12 protein-coding genes are annotated in these 21,423 nt (G+C 40.8%); 4 read left to right on the forward strand and 8 right to left on the reverse strand.

Annotated elements, in window-relative coordinates; all coding sequences use genetic code 11:
• The first annotated feature begins 365 nt into the window (after positions 1-365).
• The 4 genes from glf to EV200_RS05010 all read left to right on the forward strand — a co-directional run bounded on the left by glf (position 366) and on the right by EV200_RS05010 (position 4,306).
• Positions 366-1,499, forward strand: coding sequence for a UDP-galactopyranose mutase (gene glf / locus EV200_RS04995; RefSeq protein ID WP_132529827.1), 1,134 nt, complete (start codon positions 366-368; stop codon positions 1,497-1,499).
• Between the two features lie 90 nt (positions 1,500-1,589).
• Positions 1,590-2,645, forward strand: coding sequence for a glycosyltransferase (locus EV200_RS05000; RefSeq protein WP_208864506.1), 1,056 nt, complete (start codon positions 1,590-1,592; stop codon positions 2,643-2,645).
• The gene (locus tag EV200_RS05005; RefSeq protein ID WP_132529829.1) at positions 2,645-3,793 is read left to right on the forward strand and encodes an amine oxidase; all 1,149 of its coding nucleotides are present in this window, start codon (positions 2,645-2,647) and stop codon (positions 3,791-3,793) included. The genes EV200_RS05000 and EV200_RS05005 overlap by 1 nt, the downstream gene beginning before the upstream one ends.
• A gap of 60 nt (positions 3,794-3,853) precedes the next feature.
• Positions 3,854-4,306 (forward strand): GNAT family N-acetyltransferase, encoded by a 453-nt coding sequence (locus tag EV200_RS05010; RefSeq protein ID WP_132529831.1) that lies wholly within the window; start codon positions 3,854-3,856, stop codon positions 4,304-4,306.
• Positions 4,307-4,356: 50 nt separating this feature from the next.
• Here the strand turns inward: EV200_RS05010 and EV200_RS05015 are convergent, their stop codons facing one another.
• From EV200_RS05015 to EV200_RS05050, 8 genes are all read right to left on the reverse strand, one after another.
• A complete protein-coding gene (locus EV200_RS05015; RefSeq protein WP_132529833.1) occupies positions 4,357-5,478 on the reverse strand; it encodes a sensor histidine kinase in 1,122 nt (373 codons plus the stop codon).
• Between the two features lie 674 nt (positions 5,479-6,152).
• The gene (locus tag EV200_RS05020; RefSeq protein ID WP_208864507.1) at positions 6,153-9,128 is read right to left on the reverse strand and encodes a glycosyl hydrolase 115 family protein; all 2,976 of its coding nucleotides are present in this window, start codon (positions 9,126-9,128) and stop codon (positions 6,153-6,155) included.
• Between the two features lie 265 nt (positions 9,129-9,393).
• Positions 9,394-11,430, reverse strand: a complete 2,037-nt coding sequence (locus EV200_RS05025; RefSeq protein ID WP_132529835.1) for an NPCBM/NEW2 domain-containing protein — start codon at positions 11,428-11,430, stop codon at positions 9,394-9,396.
• Between the two features lie 79 nt (positions 11,431-11,509).
• Entirely contained in the window at positions 11,510-12,871 is a 1,362-nt protein-coding gene (locus tag EV200_RS05030; RefSeq protein ID WP_132529838.1) for a glycoside hydrolase family 43 protein, read from the reverse strand.
• 149 nt (positions 12,872-13,020) lie between these two features.
• Complete coding sequence (locus EV200_RS05035) at positions 13,021-14,955, reverse strand: RagB/SusD family nutrient uptake outer membrane protein (protein ID WP_132529840.1); 1,935 nt, start codon at positions 14,953-14,955, stop codon at positions 13,021-13,023.
• A gap of 9 nt (positions 14,956-14,964) precedes the next feature.
• Entirely contained in the window at positions 14,965-18,060 is a 3,096-nt protein-coding gene (locus EV200_RS05040; RefSeq protein ID WP_132529842.1) for a SusC/RagA family TonB-linked outer membrane protein, read from the reverse strand.
• Positions 18,061-18,582: 522 nt separating this feature from the next.
• Positions 18,583-19,614: a DUF5627 domain-containing protein gene (locus EV200_RS05045; protein ID WP_132529844.1), complete on the reverse strand. Its 1,032-nt coding sequence runs from the start codon at positions 19,612-19,614 to the stop codon at positions 18,583-18,585.
• A gap of 28 nt (positions 19,615-19,642) precedes the next feature.
• Positions 19,643-21,415, reverse strand: a complete 1,773-nt coding sequence (locus EV200_RS05050; RefSeq protein ID WP_132529846.1) for a RagB/SusD family nutrient uptake outer membrane protein — start codon at positions 21,413-21,415, stop codon at positions 19,643-19,645.
• Positions 21,416-21,423 lie beyond the last annotated feature (8 nt).

Below are 21,423 nucleotides of genomic sequence, written 5' to 3' on the forward strand. Positions count from 1 at the left end.
CAGCAGAACTTCGTCAGTTTTAAAAACAGAATTCAACTTACGATATTCAAAGGCCCAAAGCGCAGCAGAACTTCATCAGTTTTAATAAAAAAAACGCCAATTTTTCACCCAATTTTCCAATGATGATAACTTTATAATTAATTTACCGTAGAAATACGGATAAATCACACATAACGGTAGTTTTGATCAGATTAGCTAAACCAGACACATAAATTAAAGGTTATCTAAACAGTCATACCTATCTCTAATATTAGCACCATGCTGATGTTATAAACAATCTCTTTCAAACCAAGACGATTTTAAGGCGATGCTTAATTTTAATAAGATGAATTTAAATACCACAGGCTGGTCAACCGATAGACCATATGCGTAAAGAATATGACTATTTAATTGTTGGAAGCGGATTATTTGGATCAGTTTTCGCCCACGAAGCAACCAAATGTGGTAAAAAGTGCTTACTAATTGATAAAAGAAGCCATCCAGGAGGAAATGTATTCTGCGAGAATATAGATGGCATAAACGTTCATCAATATGGCGCCCATATTTTTCACACCAATGATAAACAGATTTGGGATTATGTAAATTCTTTTGTAGAGTTTAACCGATACACCAATAGCCCTATGGCAAATTATAAAGGTCAGCTTTATAATTTGCCATTCAACATGAATACCTTTTACCAGTTATGGGGTGTAAAAACTCCAGAAGAAGCAAAAGAAAAGATACAGTCGCAGATAGACCAGGCACAAATTACTGCACCATCTAACCTGCAAGAACAGGCACTTTCACTAGTTGGAAGCGATATTTTCGAGAAACTGATTAAGGGCTATACCGAAAAACAGTGGGGCCGGCCAGCTACTGAACTGCCCGCTTTTATTATCAAAAGATTGCCCATCCGTTTCACTTATGATAATAATTATTTCAATGATAAATATCAGGGCATCCCGATAGGTGGTTATAATAAATTAACAGATGCACTATTGGAAGGCTCAGAAGTAAGGTTGGATACAGACTATTTTCAGGACAGAAATCACTGGGACAACCTCGCTGATCAGGTAGTATTTACCGGCCATATCGATCAGTTTTATGATTACAGGTTTGGCAGATTAGAATACCGGAGCTTAAGATTCGAACACCAGGTAATGGATCAGGAAAACCATCAGGGAAATGCGGTAATTAATTATACCGAGCGTGAAGTGCCTTATACCAGAATCATTGAACATAAACACTTTGAATTCGGCACCCAGCCAAAAACGGTGGTCACCAAAGAGTTTCCGGAAGATTGGACACCCGAAAAAGAAGCTTACTACCCCATTAACGATCAGCGAAATAATGAACTCTTCGCAAAATATAAATCCCTCGGACAGACTCAAGACAACGTGATCTTCGGTGGTCGGCTAGCCACCTACCAATATTATGATATGCACCAGGTTATTGGTGCCGCATTAAAGGCCGTAAATGTTCATTTTAATCCCCCTATTCAACCTAAATCCACTATTTAAATGATCATTACAGAACAGCTATTGCCACAAAACCTTTTATGCTTTTCCCATTTGAGGTGGGATTTTGTTTTCCAGAGACCCCAACACCTCATGAGCCGGTTTTCAGATCAAATTAATGTATTTGTACTGGAAGAACCAGTATTTGATGCAGAAGAAATAAACCACCTGTCTTTTGATCAGCGGACAGACCAGCTCGTGATTTTATTACCCCATCTTAAACCAGGAATGGATGGCGATGAACAAAAAACAGCCATGCGCAATCTGCTCAGTGATTTTTTTAGCGAACAAGATCTTGCCAACTGGATTTTTTGGTACTACACACCCATGGCACTACAGTTTTCTGATCATTATACTGCCGCACTTACAGTATTTGATTGTATGGATGAATTATCTGCATTCGACTTTGCACCACCAGCGCTCTTGGCCATGGAAAAAAAGCTACTTAAAACGGCCGACATTGTTTTTACGGGAGGACATTCCCTTCACGAAGCGAAAAAAGAACACCACAACAATATTCATGTTTTCCCCAGCAGCATTGATAAGGCACACTTTGCCCTCGCACGGACAACCGCACTTGAACCTACAGATCAGGAATCGATAACTGGAATTAAATTAGGCTTCTTTGGTGTTATTGACGAACGTTTTGATGCAGAACTGATCCGCCAGCTCGCCTTAAAAAGACCAGATTGGCAAATTGTATTATTAGGTCCCGTAGTTAAAGTATCCATGGATCAGCTTCCTCAGGCCCATAATATCCATTACCTCGGTCAAAAAACATATCAGCAACTGCCAGCATATCTTTCCGGCTGGAACGTAGCCCTCATTCCATTTGCCATCAACCAGTCTACCCGTTTTATCAGTCCTACTAAAACACCTGAATACCTTTCTGCAGGCAAAAGAGTGGTATCTACCCCCATCCGTGATGTAGTCAAGCCCTATGGAATTTCAGGAATGGTCAATATCGCCTCTGATCCGGAAGAATTTATTATGGCCATTGAACAGGCACTACTCGCAGCTGATCAGGAAGAGTGGTTGGCACAGGTTGATACCTTCCTCGAAGATAAATCATGGGATAATACCTTTGAAGATATGAAGAAAAAAATGTTGTGGACCCTTTTTGAAACCGATAAACTATTGGCCAGCTAATGAAAGATATTTATCCTTTCCGGTCATTTTGGATGGCCGGTTATGAATGTTCTGATCAGCTCAACCATTATGGCAACCGCGTAGACCTTTTAACCGAAACGGGTCACATCGCTCAGTTAAAAGAAGATTATCAGCGTTTGTTAGGCATGGGTATTTATACCGTAAGAGAAGGCATCCGCTGGAGCCATATAGAAACCAAACCATACGAATATGATTTTTCTACAGTAGCCCTGATGATTGATGCCGCAAGAGCTACCGGTGTACAACAAATCTGGGATATCTGCCATTTCGGATACCCGGTAGATTTGAGCCCGCTACACCCCCATTTCCTGATGCGTTTTGTAGATGTTTGCTCGGCATTTGCCACTTTCTATAAAAATTACTGCCCTGGCCAACAGCTAATTGTTACCCCAATTAATGAAGTGGGTTTCATATCATGGCTGGGTGGCGATCATGCCAGCACCACACCATATGCCCGCGGAATGGGCTGGAATGTAAAATACGCACTCATTCGTGCTTATATTCAAGCCATCAAAGCCATTAAGGAAATTGATCCGGAAGCATGGATTATGACGACAGAACCCATCGTAAATATTGTACCCGCGCTGGATGCCACAATGGAAATGGTAATGCAGGCCAAACAAGATCATGATTTCCAATACCAGGCAACCGACATGCTCACCGGAAAAATCTGCCCCGAACTTGGTGGCGCGCCCGAACTTATTGATTACCTTGGTTTTAATTTTTATTACAACAATCAATGGGTGGCAAGTGATTTTTCAGGTTTACCCTGGGCAAATCTTGATCCTGATCCCCGATGGAGAGGGCTTTCCGCTTTATTTGAGGAAGCCTACCTGCGCTATGGTAAACCAATCGTATTAACAGAAACCAGCCATCCCGGTGAACACCGCCCAAACTGGATTGAACTGATAGCTAAAGAGTGTGTAAAAACCTTAAAGCTTGGCATTCCTTTAAAAGGGATTTGCCTCTACCCCATCATTGATAGGCCAGATTGGGATCACCTCCATTACTGGCACCACTCCGGCTTATGGGATGCCGATGCACTTAACCCACACGCAAGAAATTTATATCTGCCATATGCAGAGGCCATTGAAAAGGCCATGACACTGGTAGAACCATATTTATAAATTACGTTCCCCACGGCTCATAAAAAATGTTCAACTTTACGCGCTTAATTAAAAAAAATCATGACGACCACTATGGTTAACCCAACATACCCCACTCAAATTAATCCCGATTTAGCCAGTATAGACTGGGCACATGTACTGCATTTATTTCAAAAAATTAACTGGAAGCACCGCGTGGCAACAGAAATAGAAAGTGCCTTTAAATTAAGTACCCATACCCTATTTATATACCACGAAGAGGTAATTATCGCTTTTGGAAGAGTAGTTGGAGATGGCCGCTATTATGCCATGCTGGCTGATGTTGTCGTAGACCCAGATTATCAGGGACAAGGTTTGGGTAAATACATAGTAACCACCTTAAACAATCAATTAGATAATTACCATTTTGTAAATTTAAGTGCAGCACCCGGGGCAGATGATTTTTATAAAGGTATGGGCTGGAAAAAGCAAACCACTGCATTTATATGGCCACAAGGACCAAAGCAATTGAGGCAACATTGCGAAAAAGATTAAGATTGATTATCCTTCAGGTAAAAGGTATTTAGCAGAGCATCCTTAAATTTTTACGTCTTATTGGATGAATCCGCTGCACCATCACTGATATTTGGGTTCTGGTTTTTCAGGTAAATCCTGAAAACCGTACCCTTATCCAGTTCACTTTCAACCTCAATTTTTCCACCAGATAAATTGACTATCTCTTTAACCAGGTGAAGCCCAACACCTGTTCCTTCCACATCGTTAGCAATGCGTTCGTATTTTTTAAATATCTTTTCAAGATTATCCTCTGCTATTCCCCTGCCATTATCAGAAACACTAAGTACAAAATAATCACCTTCAATATAGGTCTTGATCAATATTTTTGGCTCACGGCCAGCACTTTTGTATTTAATTGAATTGTTAATCAGGTTATAAAGCACACTTCTCAGCTTACGGCGAACAAAAACAATTTCTGAATGTGCAACTTCCCATTTTATAATCGCGTTAGATTCCAATATCTGAGAAGCCAGTGTAAGTCGAACATCTTCAACAATCTGTTCAATATCCAATAGTTCTTCTATCGCCTTATAATGGTGCTCAGTTTTTCTGGCATCCGTCAGATCTATAATAATTCCCTTAATTTTTAAAAGCCCGGTCTCAATTTTCTCCAGTAAAACCGGGAATTTTTCCATCCCCTTTTCAGGCACCTTCTTCAGCATTTCAATCGTTAAACCTAAGCTGGTTAAGGGTGTTTTAATATCATGAGAAATGGTATCCAATAACAACTCATGCTCCATAATTAATTTTTCCTGTTCCTTAAGGTCCCGGATTCTGGAGGTAATATCAATAAAAGTAATAATTACGCCATTGGTTTTATTTTCCTGCATCACAATGTATGGCAGAATATTCATCTGAAACCAGCGCATATCAATCGTTTGAATCTCTTTCTCTAAAAGTTCACCCGTATTAATGACCTGTTCAATATTATCTACAATGCTCGGAAAGCGAAAATTATCTTTCACTTCAGTGATGGATTTACCGATGTCACTTTGATGAAGCTTAAATTGCTTCATGGCAGGCGGTGTAAATTTCCGAAGCACTAAATTAGAATCAACAAAAAGCTGTGGAATGATGGTATTGCGAAAGTAATTCTCTAACTCGTCGTTAAGTTCTATCAGTTCACTAATCTTTGAATTTTTATCTTGCATTACACGCTCTTAAGTAAAAATATGCCTGTCAGGAGTAATGTACTAAAAATTAGCTGATAAAGCACATCCAGAAAGGAATCAGACTTTTTAATGACCACTAACTATAAAAATGTTACCTGGCAAATGCAAAATATAACAATATTTTACCTGATACAGCGAGGGAGCAGGGGCTGGTTAACCATTTCAGTAGCAATTTTCAATTCACTAATCATAATCTTCCGAACACTTATGGTGTCTCAACAACCAGTTGAAGTTTTATCAGGTTAATGTGTTAATCCTATTGAATTTGTATGCGTGAATTTTCGGTCGGTGAGACACCAACCGATAGATGAGTCTTATCATGTGTTATAATTGCTCTTAAACTGGCGGAGTTTTGCTCCACTCTGGCCTTTGAGACTTCGCAAGTTAACTAATCGACTGACGAAGTTTCGGTGGGACTTGCGATGGGAAACTTCGTAAGTCTTAAGTTGAATCTTAATCTACTGGTTGGTGTCTCACCTCAGTTGTTCGGAAGATTAACAATAATTTACACAATACAGCTATGAGAGAACTCCCCTCCTAATTTAGGAGAGGCAGGGGGGGTAACCATCCAGCATAAATTTTCAATTCACTAATCATAATCTTCAGAACAACTATCTTGAATTACCAACCAACGAATGACCTCAATAATAAAGTTATTTCTTCTTCGCGGCAGGATGTTCAACAGGAGCTGCACCAAAATAACTTGGATAACGATCATCCGGATTAATCACAATGTTTTCCAGCACCACCTCCGGATCAATCATAAATACTTTTAACGTATGCCTGCCTGCACTTTTAACATTCAAATCCACATCAAGCCATCTTAAATTATCAAATACCTCATTACGACGAAGTTTCCCCCGAGAAACCAAAGCATAATTCTCACCAAGTGGAGGAAGTGGCTTCAATCCAGGCGAAAGCGCCAGGCTGGCTGGTGTATACTGCTGAAATTCATCATGGAAGCCCTTTCTGGCATCAATAATAACAGGCTCCTCACCATCGATGGAAACAGCTATCCGCAACCCACGTTGAGGGTTAACATCCTGAGTTGGCAAAATACCCAGACAAATTTTTGCATTTCCCTGCACAGGCAGAAATACCTCATATTCCAATCGTGGTGCTTTTGCAGGCATTTCACTTGGCATATTAACATTACTGCTTCCCATGCAGGCTACAGAACGGCCAAGATCAGGCAATACTGTCCATGAAGCATGTTCACCCGGAATATTGGCACTAAACTTTTGAGCAGGTATAGAAAATTCACCCCAACCGCCATAAAAAGGTTTTTCTGAATCAGGCAGTTTAGATTTTATCGCGGTTAAAGATACCGGGACAATCGTATTCCCTTGCTTGATTTCAATTCTTCCTTGGTTTTCCCCAACAGGTAAGGCCGACCAGTCCATTTCCACAAACAACCTCATCTCCCGATGTACTGTTCCTTTAGTTGCACTTACTTTTATCCAAGGCTGGTTAGCCTTTGCTGTAAATTCAAAAGTGTCCTCACCACGATTAAAGATGTCGATATAATAACTTTGCTTTGATAAGACATCAAATGTTGGCAGTTGAGCATTATTTTGGCCATTTGGCCAGGCATTAGTGCTGCCTTCCACCGCAATTCCTATGCTGGGAACAGCCAGAGGCATTACAACTTTCATTTCCGGTAACCGATTGCTATCAGGCATAGACCACTGGCGATAACCAATGTGCACATCAGACATCATATTCTTCCATTTGCCACCAGCAATAGAATCATTATAGCGTGAACTTAATTTTTGATCCAAGTCAAATAAATCATGTGCTTTCTTTGCATAATCATTCGCACTCATGCGACCTTGTTTGGCATACAGCCGATTACGACCCACGTTAAGGTACATCTGCGCTACCCCTGCAGAAGCTTTGGCAGGATAAAGCACCAACTGATAATAGGCATCTCTTGCTTCAATAGGTAAACGTTTTTCAAGTGCTTCCGCCTTTACCGCTAAATCTTCCCAAAGAGCATACTCCCGTTCTGCTTCATGATAATTAACAAAACTAAAGATGTTGGGGTCCTGAACTTCTGGTTTCCGCCTTAAATTATATTTCGCATATTTTGATACCACATCTGCAATTTCTCTGGCATGTTCCTTTCCAAAAATTCCCTCAGCCCAGTTTACCGTATAATCAAAAGTTTGATTTGCTGATATGGCATCAGGATTCCAGGCATAATGCAGAATAAAATCTATGGGTAATTCTTTCGGCTTCAAATCACCAACGTTAATAATCCACTCCCGATTGATACCAGTTTGGTAAGCAAGATTAAGTTGTTCACGCAGTTTTGGAATCGTAGTGGTGTTAATCCAACGATCATTCCATGGGCCTCCATTCATATCAATATGGTAATACAGCCCCAATCCACCCTTTCTGTTTTTTTCCTTTTCCGGTCCCGTTCTTCTGATATAGCCCCAGTTGTTATCGCAAAACAAGAGCGTTACATCATCCGGAACATTAAAGCCAGCATCATAGTAGCGTTGTACCTCAGTAAATATGGCCCAGGCTTGAGGCACCTGAGACAGCGGTTTATGGTAAACTTTAGCAATGATGTTCTGTTGATCGGCAACTACTTGATGAAGGGTTTTCATATTCGCCTCATCATCACCCTTTCCCATCGCCACATCACCATCTCCACGCATACCTACCGTAATCAGATTATCAAAGCTTTTATTTCTTTCCAGTCCCTCGTACCAGAATTTCTGAAGGTTTTTAGCGTTTTTAGTATAGTCCCACGGGCCAACCTCTTTAACACGCCTGGTATATTCCTTATGGGCCCGCATCATCGGCTCATGATGAGAACTCCCCATCACAATGCCATATTCATCTGCCAGTACCGGACTCATCGGATCATCTTCATTAAATGCATTTCCCCACATGGCCGGCCAAAGGAAGTTAGCCTTTAGCCGCAGCAAAAGCTCGAACATATGCACATACATTTTAGAATTGATCCCTCCAAACTTCTTACGTGACCAGCCTGAAAAAGAAGGACTTTCATCATTAATAAATATCCCCCGATATTTCACTTTTGGTGACTGCTGAACATACTTTCCTGCTTTTACATACAAGCGTTTACTTTTCTGAGCAGGTACATCAGCCCACCAGTACCATGGTGAAACACCAATTTTTTCTGACACATCATAAATCCCGAAAATCGTTCCTCTTTTATCACTTCCGGCAATAATCAACTTATCACCCGCAGCTTGAATGATATAAGATTCCCATTGATCCTTTATCGCAGAAACATCAATCACATGATCAGCAATGAGTTGATCTATAATCCTGCTTTGGCCAATAGTACCTATAACGATGTTGCCCTTTTTAAAACTTTGCTGCACCATTACTGGTGAAGCCATACCGGTAACTTTTCGCACATCGTCACCCAGATCATGAGCTGCACGTATAACACCTTTATAATCATGCTCACTAACTACAATCTGCGCAGTCTGACCCTGATCAGCGATCTTAAAATCTGATTTACTTTTATGGTAGCTGATGTATGGCTGAATGCCCGTCAGGCTAACTTGTGCGCTGATATTAATTGACGCCAACAAACTCACCATCAAAAAGAAACAGGTTGCTTTAATTTTAAAAGAGATCATATTTTTTTATTCTAATGGAAATGAAAAGGGTATTTATGGGCTATTGTTGGGTATTAAAAAACTGAGTTTGATTAATGATATACATTTGAATACGCGATAAATATGGTATTTTAACCACCCCACCCTTTGGGCATCCTCCGATGCATCGGAGGGAATGGCGACCACCCCCTCTTTCAGAGGGGGTGGTCGCAGACCGGGGTGTTAAATCAATTAATAATTATCAAACCCCAGTTAAAACACAAGCAATTCACTAATGCACACCTCACTATTTGGCAGCAAACTTGTACAGTAATATGCCGTGGGCAGGTATACTCAACGGAAGTTTATCTTTTTCAATATTTATCGATACCAAATCCTTTTGACGCCATAAATCCCGAACCTTTAAATTTCCCTTCAGTCCTAATTTTTTAAAATCGCTATAGTTCAATACCATTTTCTCCTGACCAAAATTGGTAAATCCAACGGCGTGGCTTCCATCTTCCAACTGCTTCACATAAATGCGGATGTCGCCAATGGTTTGCACACAGGTAGCTTGTTTTCCAAGCGGATCCTGATTAATGGCAATCACTTCATCATTAGTAAGCAGATTCATGGTAAAATCGTCTAATTTTTCCATATCGCAGCCAATCAGTAATGGTGCAGAAAAAAGACACCATAAACTAAAGTGAAGGTATTGTTCATCTGGCCTGAGTTTACTTGGGTGCGGATTTCCCCAGCCCACAGTACCCACTACCAACATATCCGGATCATTCCAGTTGCCAGGCTTAGCCCATGCAGCCGCCTGATCTTGTTGCAAGGCAATGTTTTTTACACTTGTCCACGTATCGGTAATGTCATTAGTGGTGCGCCAGGATGTACCTCCTACAGAATTCCCCCATTTCCAAACATCAGACATTCCATACTGACAGAGACTGAAAACAATATCTCTGGGTTGTACTTTAAGCGCATCGCCCATTAATTGAAAAGGTTTAATTGCCGTAGCCAGGTCGTTTCCACCTTTATAGGATAAAGCACCAATTTTATAAGGATCATGATTTGGCATGCCATTTATGACATGACCATAACTACACCAATCATACTTCAGGTAATCGAAACCCCATTTTCCATAAGTATCCGCGTCTAGTTTTTCATATCCATAACTCCCTGTGCAACTGCCACAAGTCCATGGCCCCGGACTAGAATACAACCCGATTTTTAGGCCCATGGCATGCACATCATCCGCAAGTCCTTTCATATCTTTAAAACGTGAGTTGGGTACAATGTTTCCTGCCTGATCACGAAGTTCACCCCTGATGGAAGGATCTTTAGCGTCTTTATTATTTTGCCAGAAATCGTCGATATTGATATAAGTCCAGCCGTGATTTACCAGCCCGCTACTGATCATCGCATTCGCTGCACGCTTCACTTTATCTGCAGAAACCTGATCGGCAAAACAATTCCAGCTATTCCAACCCATAGGCGGCGTAAGTGCAATTTGATCTCCACAAACAATGCGCATGGTTTTTTTAGCTTTCCCCTTTGCATTTACCGCATTCAAGATCACCGGGAATGTACCTTTTTCCTTCACATACCCCTTGATCAAGCCTGTGCTTGGATCTAATTTTAATCCGGCAGGTAATCCGCTGGCAGAGAATTTCATTGGCCTCTCACCTGTTGCCGCCACCATAAACTGAAATGGCGAACCTGGCCTTACGCCGAAAACACTGGCACTGTTGATTTTGGGTAAAAGAGAAGTTTTAGGTGTAAGGATATAAGGTATACCCGGAATCGGATTAATAGTAGCAAAAGTGCTTACACCTGTTGCTTTGAACTGTGCATTTGCCCAGTTTGCATGATCGTAATAATTCCCATTACCACCATCTGCCACAACCAACTCCAGTTTTTGTACACCTTTGAGCGAAGCCTCACAAGGCTTGGCTTTATCACCCAAATGCATCACCCCGCTTGACCATATTTTTTTACCATCTGCAACCAGTATAAATTCAGCAGCAGGTTCGTGCCCGGTTATTTCATCATCTATACCCACCTGGGCTGAAAATGAATTGGCCTTTCCATTAAGTAAAATCAGTAAGGAACTTTCGGCATGTGTTCCAAAACCACGATCAAAGGTTGTACCTGCAATGGTCATGATTTTACCATCAACAGATTTGTTTTTTTGAGGTGTGCCATGCCCCTGCGTAGCTGATGTTAAATCCAGCATATCAAGCCATATAACCTGCTGGTCAGTTGAAGTCTGTGCCCAGCAACTTCCAGCCGAGATAAATATTAAAATGGTCAGGACAAATAATTTTATGTTGTTCATGATGTGCGTAAATTTTAGTGTAATGAGGTGTTCATGATAAAGTTCAGCGGTTTTCAAGCTTTCTGTGGGTATTTTCAACTTATTTCGTAAACATCCAGTAATCAAAAAAGGCAACATCTGTTTCTGCTTTACCCTTGAAAACAAAATAGAGATCATGAATGCCCGTGATTTTGCTTACTGTGTTTGAAACAACAGCCCAGCGGTTATTGCCCCCGGTCAGCGGAACTTTAACCGTACTCAGCAAGGGCCCGTTCAAACCATCAGCATGTACTTCCATGCTTACATCAGAATTGTGCGTGGTACCAACCCTGGCTGTAAATTTTAAAGCACCCGCAGCCCCAAAGTCTACAGATTTAACTTTGGTATAGGCCAGATTTTTCTTCGCCGTCACAAAAACACCTACATTTTTATTCTCAGAAGCTTTTACGTTTTCAGACCAGGCAATGGTTTCAGCCTCAACTTTTTGATAAGGATTAAGATTTTGCAGGGGTTTAGCAATTCCATCAGTCATTTTCATTGGCGCTATGCTACCATCCTTTTTAAAGTTCATTTCCTGTACGGCAACAGAACGGTTAAAACCATTCCCGCCAGGCAAAGCACCCGAATGATAAAAGAGATAAGTTTTTCCTTTATAATCGACAACACCCGGATGATTGGTAAAACTTTTACCTTCAGGAGGCATTAAAGTGCCATTGTATTTCCAGGGGCCTGTAGGGGTTTTACTGGTAGAATAGCCCAAGTGTTCAGGTATCGGCCCACCGGCCCAAAACAGATAATATAAACTGCTTCGCTGATACAACCATGGTCCTTCTTCATACAAGGTAGGGCGACGCTCGTTGGCTTCGCGCTTACCAAAAGAGGCCACCGTCATGGGAACCCGAACGGCATCACCTTTTAGGGAAATCATATCATCATTCAGTTCGGCGTAATAGCAATCAGGATTTCCCCAATAGAGATAGGCTTTTCCATCAGCATCTAAAAATACTGTTGGGTCGATATCGCCATCACTCACACTGATTAAAGGTTTTCCAAGCGGATCATAAAACGGGCCATATGGATTGTCGGCAACGGCTACACCAATAGCTGACCGTTTTTTATCCATGGATTTAACGGGTGCATACAAGAAAAACTTTCCATTTCTTTCTATTACCTGAATGGCCCAGGCATCACCAATTGCCCAATCAAAAGTTTCATATGAAGCCACCGCTCCATGATCCGTCCAATTAACCATATCTTCCGTGGTGTATAATTTCCAGTTATTCATTACAAACCAGGTGGAGTTATCCTCATCGTGGCTGGTGTATAAATAAAGTTTCCCATTATAAACAAGAGGTGCCGGATCTGCCGTGTAATGGGTTTGCACAATGGGATTTTGGGCTTTAACTTGGAGCGGTAAATAAAAAACCACGCACAGCAACAAGCTTAAAAGAAATTGTTTCATTGGTTTTCTCAAAATTATTTATCTCAGTTTACCTGTATCTGGAGGAGGATATTTTTGATGGTGTCGAATGGATTAAACCCGTTTCCCACAAAAAATGATATAAAAAAAGGCAGATTATTCCGTAGAACGATCTGCCTGATTTTTAAAGGTTAGTATCCTGGATTCTGATAGGCTTTTTTATCAGCATCCGACATTTGCATTTTGTCAATCTGATCCTGAGGGATCGGACGCAGATATAAAGCTGGCGTAATGGTTCTGGTAACCGTTACTGGTGTATGATCACCATAATTGATACCCGCAATGCTAAAAGTAGTTGATAATTCAGCCCATTTTTGAGTTCTGATTAAATCAAATCTTCTGTACCCCTCGCCATAATATTCACGGGAACGTTCTGCAAGAATATAGTTAATATCTATGGTCGCTGGCGTGGCAGCAGTCATCGCTGCACTGTTATCTGCAACTTTGGCTACGTTTCCATTATTATCCCAACGCCATTTTCCGGCGCGTGCACGGATTACATTAATCAATTCACGTGCACTTTTGCCCGCTTTTGCAGTAGCCCCTTTTACAGCAGCCTCTGCAGCAACAAAATACAGTTCAGAGAATTTAGCAATTGGATAAGGGCGTGTACTGCCGGCATTTGGCTGACCAAGTCCGGTTCCATTATCAGTACGGTAAGGACCAAGTTTCCAAAGCCCAGGATAAACGATTCTGCTAATGCCACCTGGTGCAATCACATAATCAGATCTTCCAGGCAAAGTACCTGCACCAACATTGCTGGTTCCGGCACCTGTTGGGTAAGTAATCGCACTATTGTCCGTATCTAAAAAGCTTAACACTGCATTGCCCGGAACAATTGATATGCCGTTGGCATTTACCAATGATGTAGGTGCAGATTCTGGCGGATTATAACCTTTTGGCCAGTTACCACGGTATACAGTAGTAAAGGTTCCGTCGTAACGGGAATCAAGGGTTTTATCAGCAAAGGTATTTTTAAACACTTCGATGGTTGGGGCCATACGGTTCCATGGGCGACCAAGATGTTGCTCTGCTTCGCGTTGAACTGAACTGATGCCACCACTTCTCAGGTTGGTATAATTCCAGGTCATCATCCACCCAGAGAAATTATCCGGGGCAGCACCACTTCCAAAAGTTAAACTACCACCGTTAAATCGCTCACTGCTTTGCGTGTGATCAGCATAAAGCAACATTTCCTTATTGCGATCATTTGAGCCTAAATTAACATCATAATAAGTATCTACCAATCCGTTAGCTCCAGGGTTCTCAATACCCGCTGTAGCAACATCATAAGCCTGTTGAAAATACCAGGCAGCATCGTGTCCATCAGGATCGGTTCTGTTAGTTGTTGGGTAAGTAGGGATATTATTTGGGTTTTGTAACCACCATCCGTAAGTTAAGTATGCTTTAGATAAAAAGAGTCTTGCTGTAGTTTTGGTTACGCCACCAATAACCCTTGCAGTGGCAGGCAAATCGGCGACTGCCTGTACCAAATCTGGAAATACCGCTTTGGTATAAACCACTGGTACGGTGTTCCGAATCGAGGTTCTCACCGGATTGATGTTAAATTTAAGATCACCAGCACCTAAATCAAGTGGTACGCCTCCAAAGGTTTGTACCAACATAAAATAATCAAAAGCACGGAAAAATCTGGCTTCAGCAACCAATGCACTGGAGATGCCCGCAGCACTGGCATTTTCAATCACGCCACTGGCGGTGTTGATATTTGGAAAAGCTTCGGTCCACAATACGCTGCTTGGATAACTGGTAGAAAGAATAGACCCTACGCCAGAACAATCCATGTCTTTAAAGTTGCCATCAGCATCTTTACCCCAGGTAGCTTCATCTGTACCCGTAATCAGTGAATTATAGTAATAGGCCTGTCCGTAAATGTTACGCAAGTGACCATACATTGCGGTAAGTCCGCCATTTACACCGGTTACGGTTTTAAAATAATCAGGCGTAAAAATACTGCGTGGTTCTTCATCAAGAATTTTTTTACAGCCAGAGAACATGACCATCCCTAGCCAAACCCCTAAAGTTATATTGAAGTGTATACGTTTCATATTGGTATATTAAAAAGTTAAGTTAAGGCCCGCAACATAATTACGCGTAGATGGCGTGTTGGTACCTACAGTTAAAAACCTTCTCTGGTATGTATTGGTTACCGCAGCATTTTCATCACCATATGAATTGGTTTCCGGATCCATGCCTGATTCTCTGTAATATGGTGAGAACATTACGAATGGATTCTGAACAGTTAAGTACATTCTAAGCCTCACCTTCGAATCCTTAATTAAGTCGCGGTTAAAATCATAACCCAAAGAAATGGTTCGGATTTTTAAAAATGATGCATCAAAATAGCCCAATGTACTGCCGTATTTTGGATTATCGCCACTTGCAATACCACCTGGTTTAGGATATTTTGCACCTGTATTTTCTGGAGTCCAGTAATCTACCTTTACGTTATTTCTTCTTCCCGATAAAAGATTCAGGTAACCTGAAGAACCATATAAAGTACTGATCAGGATGCCGCCATCTTTGAACAATCCAACCACATTTAGATCAAAGCCTTTATAGGCTACCCGGGTGTTAAAACCGCCTGATAATTTCGGATCTACATTCATAATTTGTCTGTCCGCTGCTCCAATAGCACGTGTAGGTTTGCCTGTGGCATCATAATCACCGGTATATTTAACCTTGATCATACCCACGTTACCTCCTGGTTCTAAAACATTCAGGTTAGGATCTCCAGCCTGCCATAATCCTATTTTCTCGTAATCATAAATGGCATTGATGTTATAACCTACAAACCAGGCATTTCCCTCATCTCTGGTTTGTCCCGAAGCCAGTGAAACCAGTTTATTGCGGTTTGCAGAAAGGTTAAATCCTACATCCCATGACCAGCCATCTTTATTATTGAAGATATTACCGTTCACACTGAGTTCCCAACCTTTATTCTGTGTTTGTCCGATGTTTGCAGTATAACTTGCCACACCTGAAGTTGGAGGTAAGGCAATACCCAATAAAATATCATTGGTGTTAGTTACATAATATTCAAATGTACCGTTGATTCTGTTTTTAAGTACAGAGAAATCTAAACCATAATTCCAGGTTTGTGAATATTCCCATCCTAAATTCGGACTCGGAAGTTGTGAAACATAGTAACCTATAGCATAGTTAGTATCGCCAAAATTATAAGGCCTTGTATTTAATAAACCCAGTGTCTGGTAAGGATTTACTGACTGGTTTGATGTTTGTCCGTAACCTACTCTGATCTTTAACCTGTCTATGGCGGTAATGCCTTTCATAAAAGGTTCATTCATCAGGTTCCAGCCTACTGAAACAGCTGGATAGGTATTCCATTTATGTCCTGGTGCCAAGCGTGATGAGCCATCAGATCTGAGGGTGGCACTGATTAAATAACGGTTATCATAGGAATACATTACCCTTCCCATGTATGACATTAATCCGCTTAAGTTGTAATTTCCATTTCCTATGGTTATTTCGCCATTGGCCTGACCAAGATTATAGAACTGGAAAGCATCTGACGGAATATCTCGTGCTGTCATGGAAGAGGAATTAAATTTATTCTGTTCAGCAGAATATAATGCCACAACGTTAATATTGTGTTTTTCTGAAAAAGTACGGTCGTATGTTAATAAATTTTCAAGTGTCCAGTGGTAAGTTTGTGAGTTGCCCACACCTGCTGTAGAAACCGTGGTAGCCGTAGTACTGCCTACGCCAACGCCCGTATAATAACCATTATTGCTTTGAATAAAATCAAGACCCAGGTTAGCCCTGTATTTTAATCCTTCTACCCCTGGAATTTTAACCTCTCCATAAAATGAATTGTAGGTAGCAAAACCACGTGTTTCATTTAACCATATATCACTAAGATCTTTAGTAGATTGATTGGTATTAATCCATGCTTCATCCTGAGGCATTCTGATGGTTCTTTTTAAGCTTCCATCCGCATTATACGGATTTGACATTGGCGTATTGCTCAGCACACCATAAACACCTACCTGGTTGCCTTCACTTAGGTTATAGTTATTGTTACTGGTAAAACCAATCCGGAAAAGCTTACCAATTTGCTGATCCAAAGAGGCTTTCATAGAATACCTGGTATATTGCTGCGTAGGGATTAAACTTTGATTCTTATAGTAGCCACCGCCAAAGCTATAGTTCCCTGTAGCAGAACCACCTGATACACCTACATCATGACTGGTTACAACCGCCGATTTGTTATAGAATAAATCCTGCCAATCCGTGTCGGTGTCATTAGATTCATCTACCCCATTAGTAGTGAACAAACCTGCCGCTTTACGCAGTGCAATTAATTCCTGCGAATTCATCATCGGGTATTTTGCAAAAAGTGTTTGTAAACCCGTATACGAATTATAAGTAACCTGAGCAGGTGCACCTTGTTGGCCACGGTTGGTGGTTAATAAAATTACACCATTTGCACCCCTTGATCCATAAATCGCAGTTGCGGATGCATCTTTAAGGATGTCTATACTTTTAATATCATTCGGATTAATATCGCCAATGGAGCCTGGAAAAGGAATTCCGTCCAATACCACTAATGGATCATTACTTGCAGAAAGTGAACGCGCTCCACGAATCAGAATCTGCATGGTTGCACCAGGTTTGGTTGAAGTTTGTGAAATATTAACACCTGCAATACGTCCCTGAATGGCCTGTGCAATATTAGGTGCAGGGACTTCACGAACCTTTTCGCCAGATATATTGGCTACTGATCCAGTTACAGCTTCTTTACGTTGTGTACCATAACCCACTACCACCACCTGCTCTAGTTCTGCTGCGCTTGGTAATAAAGTTACATTGATCTCTGTTTGGTTTCGTACCGGAACTTCCTTACTGGTAAAACCAATATAAGAGAACACCAATACCGAACTGGCAGAGGGTACTGAAATACTGAAGTTTCCGGTGTTGGATGCAGTTGTACTCGTGGATGTTCCCTTCACCAGAATACTTACTCCAGGTAAGGGTTTTCCCTGATCATCTAATACACGCCCCTTAATTTGGGTTTGCGCCTGTGCGGCCAGCGTGAAGATCATTAAAATTGCTGCAAGTGCAATTTTGGGGAGACTTATAGAAAATCTCCAATGAGGTCTTACAATAAATCGTAAAATTTCATTTCTCATAAAAACAGTTTATAATGGTTAAAAAAAACGAGTTTTAGCAGACGATCAAAAGTGCAGGGAAATTGCAGGATGTTGTCATGAAAGACATAAATTAATGCAAAACCAAATGACTACTGAATGCTGTTAAGCCTGTATGAAGGTAAAGGTATTTAGATCAACCTTTCCGCAATGATTCAATTGTACATTTTTATGGTACAAATGTGCAAGAAAATTTCATTTTTAATCAAATACAGGCGTTCAGGCCATATTTTTAAAATAAACCAAAAAACTGAACATGAAAAATGCAATCGATTGTATTTTTATAGATTTAGAAATTTTAGTAAAAAATTCAACATTTAAGTCTTAATAATTGGAAATATTTTAGGCTATTTTATCATACATTAACAACAATCAGGATCATATTTTTAAACTTAATGTAAACCAGAAACAGGCTGTTTAAACCTGTCTCTGGAAGATGCATCGAGAGCATTTTTTTTTAAATAGATCGTCTGGTACTTCGTATTTTTTAGAATAAACTATTGGCTAATTGACCACATCAAAATATTCTGCTTTTATGCCTCTGTCACGTACAATCAGCGTATCTTTTGTTGCGTATTTTACATTCAAATTTTTAAAGTTCACGGTATAATCTACGTAAATCGCGCTCCTGCTGCTGCCACCAATACTGTTTTTTTCACCGTTCGATACAAATCGGCCATTTCCTGTAACTTCTATATTGGCTGTATTGCTGGTTAAAGTACAAGTATTGTCATCTGCGAAATTGAGCAAGAGTGTAAAAGGCACATTTGTACCTGCACTATTTTTTATGGTGAGCGGTAAACTTGCTGTTTTAAGTGATACCGTAGACATGCTCACCACCTCATTGCTTTCTACATAAGCGGTATGACGTAAAACGTTGTTTACAGTACCATTGGCCTGTGTAATCTGATCCATACCCTTGCGCAAATAATTGGCCTGCCATGGATTCACGTATTTAACGCCATAAAGGATATAATCTTTTGGCCTGGTTGCCCAATGCAGCGGGTTCACCCTTGATGGATTAGATACCACCGCAATACCTTTTAAAATTGAATCGACACCGGTAACCTTTGTCATAACCAATGGGATGACATAGTTTCTGCTTAACGCTTTTGGATCAGCAAAAAAAGCATCTGTCAATTGTACATCTACTCCACCCAAAACATCACCTGCATTAATTCTAATTTGGTTAGACATTAAACGATAGTATTCTGCCGGCATGGGTAAAATCTGTCCTCCCCCATTGTTAAACTTAAGCCCACTCAGCAAGTTTTCTGCTTTTTGAACATCAATCACCACATCGTTTTTATTTTCATAACCTCCGCCAAGGGTAGCTTTAATGGAAACCATATGGTTTTTATCCATTGAATTATCTACGAGTAGATCTTCTCCTAAAACCACCGTTCTTAAAGGATATTGACTGGCAAAATAAACCGTTTTATACTCGAATTCCGGAAAAGCAATCTTCTCATTTTTACAGGAAGCCATTAGGCCAATTGCTAATGCAAGTGCGATATATATATTGTTAATTTTCATATTGTCTAAATAATTAATTCAGTGTTACTTATTTCCAACCTTGATTTTGCAGCAGTTGATTATACTTCAGAATTTCTGAATTTGGAATTGGCCCATAAATCATATATTGCTGAAAGGCTCTCGTCTCCGCATTAAATGGCGTATAAACACCGCCATTTACATCTAAGCCCCTGGCAGTTTCGTTAAGTTTTGCCACATCTACTTTCCAACGTCTAAGGTCCCAGAACCTGAAGCCTTCAAAACAGAGTTCTAATCTGCGCTCATTTCTGATCAATTCACGCATTTTAGCCATATCACTTTTACATTCTTCCAGGTAAGGATCATTATTAAATCCGAATGCCCGTTTACGAATGGCTTTAATAATATCGTATGCAGAATAGCTTCTGGTTCCTGTAGCAGTTGGACCCCAGGCCTCATTGGCTGCTTCGGCATAATCGAGATAAATCTCAGTATAGCGAATCCGTGGGTTATAGTGTATTTTACCACTTAAAGAAATCGGATTGCGATTCACATCCATCCGCAAACGCTTTTTCATGTAATAACCCGTACGCGTAGAAGTTGCACGAACATTAATGCCATTATCCGTTCCTGAAGCACTACCTGTTTTAATCACAGCATTGGTTACCCCTGCGGTTGCCCCGTCAAAAATGATATATTTTGCAAATCTTGGATCTCTTGATGCATAAGGTGTCGTAGCGCTAAAATTCGCATTTGGGTGATTAATCGGATAACCATTTGAAGTAGGAAAAGCCTCTACCAGGTTTTGTGTGGGATTCATCAATCCGCTTCCAAATAAAGATGGTGGAAAATGCTGACCTTCCTGCGTTCCATCATTGGTAATAATATTTTCCCGCCAGATGATTTCAGAAGGATTGCTTCCGCCGCCTAATCCATCAACCTCTGAGGTATTGGCATAATAGGTACCTCCATTTGCAGGAAGTGCATTTGCACCGCCTTTATAATCAATCACCCGGCCTGCATATTCAGCAGCATCAGCCCATGTAGTGGTATTTGCACTATTCTGAAATGCCGGACTTGCCGCCAGAAGTGCTGTTCTTGCTCTAAATGATTTTGCAATTAAGCCGTTAAACAACTGGCGTGCATATTGTCCCATCACCCGGTTATAGGTTTCTACATTTCCGGTAAAGGTTTTAAAACGATCTGGAATCTGGCTGGCAGCCGAAACATCATTGTATTCAGTTGGCAGATAAGCTTCAGCACTATCAAGGTCCTTATAAATCTGTTTTACACAAGCATCAAAAGTAGCCCTCGGAATATTAAAATCCGTTTTAGGCGTTTGATAGGCCGTCACAATTGGTACGCCCATGAGTTGGCCGTTGGTTGCAATACCACCATGATTCCGTAGCAGAAAATACAGATACAAGCCGCGAAGACCAAAAGCTTCCCCTCTCATTCTTAAGTTAAAAAGTCTGGAACTTTCTGCATCTGTTGCCCACTTCACCTTCGGTGAGTTTTCCAGGAAAAGATTGATGTATTGCATGGCTTCGTAAGACTGGTTCCAAACCGATGCAGGATTGTTGGTGGATGTCCATGAACCCGCAGCCGCCTGCAGATAACCGTTGGTCAGCTGATTGGTTACGGCATCATCCGTGGCATATTCCGAGTTATCGTAGTAGGCCGGGATTGTGCGGTAAGCATTAATTAAAAAACCCTGTGCAAAATTCGCATCCGTATACATCTGATCAATCGTCTTCAGATTTTCTGGTTCAGGTTCCAGAATTTTTTTGCAGCCTGCGAAAGAAAGCACTGCCAATCCGAGAATAAATATTTTGAATTTCATATCATTAA

It is taken from the genome of Pedobacter psychrotolerans, assembly GCF_004340665.1.
GTDB classification, from domain to species: Bacteria; Bacteroidota; Bacteroidia; order Sphingobacteriales; family Sphingobacteriaceae; genus Pedobacter; species Pedobacter psychrotolerans.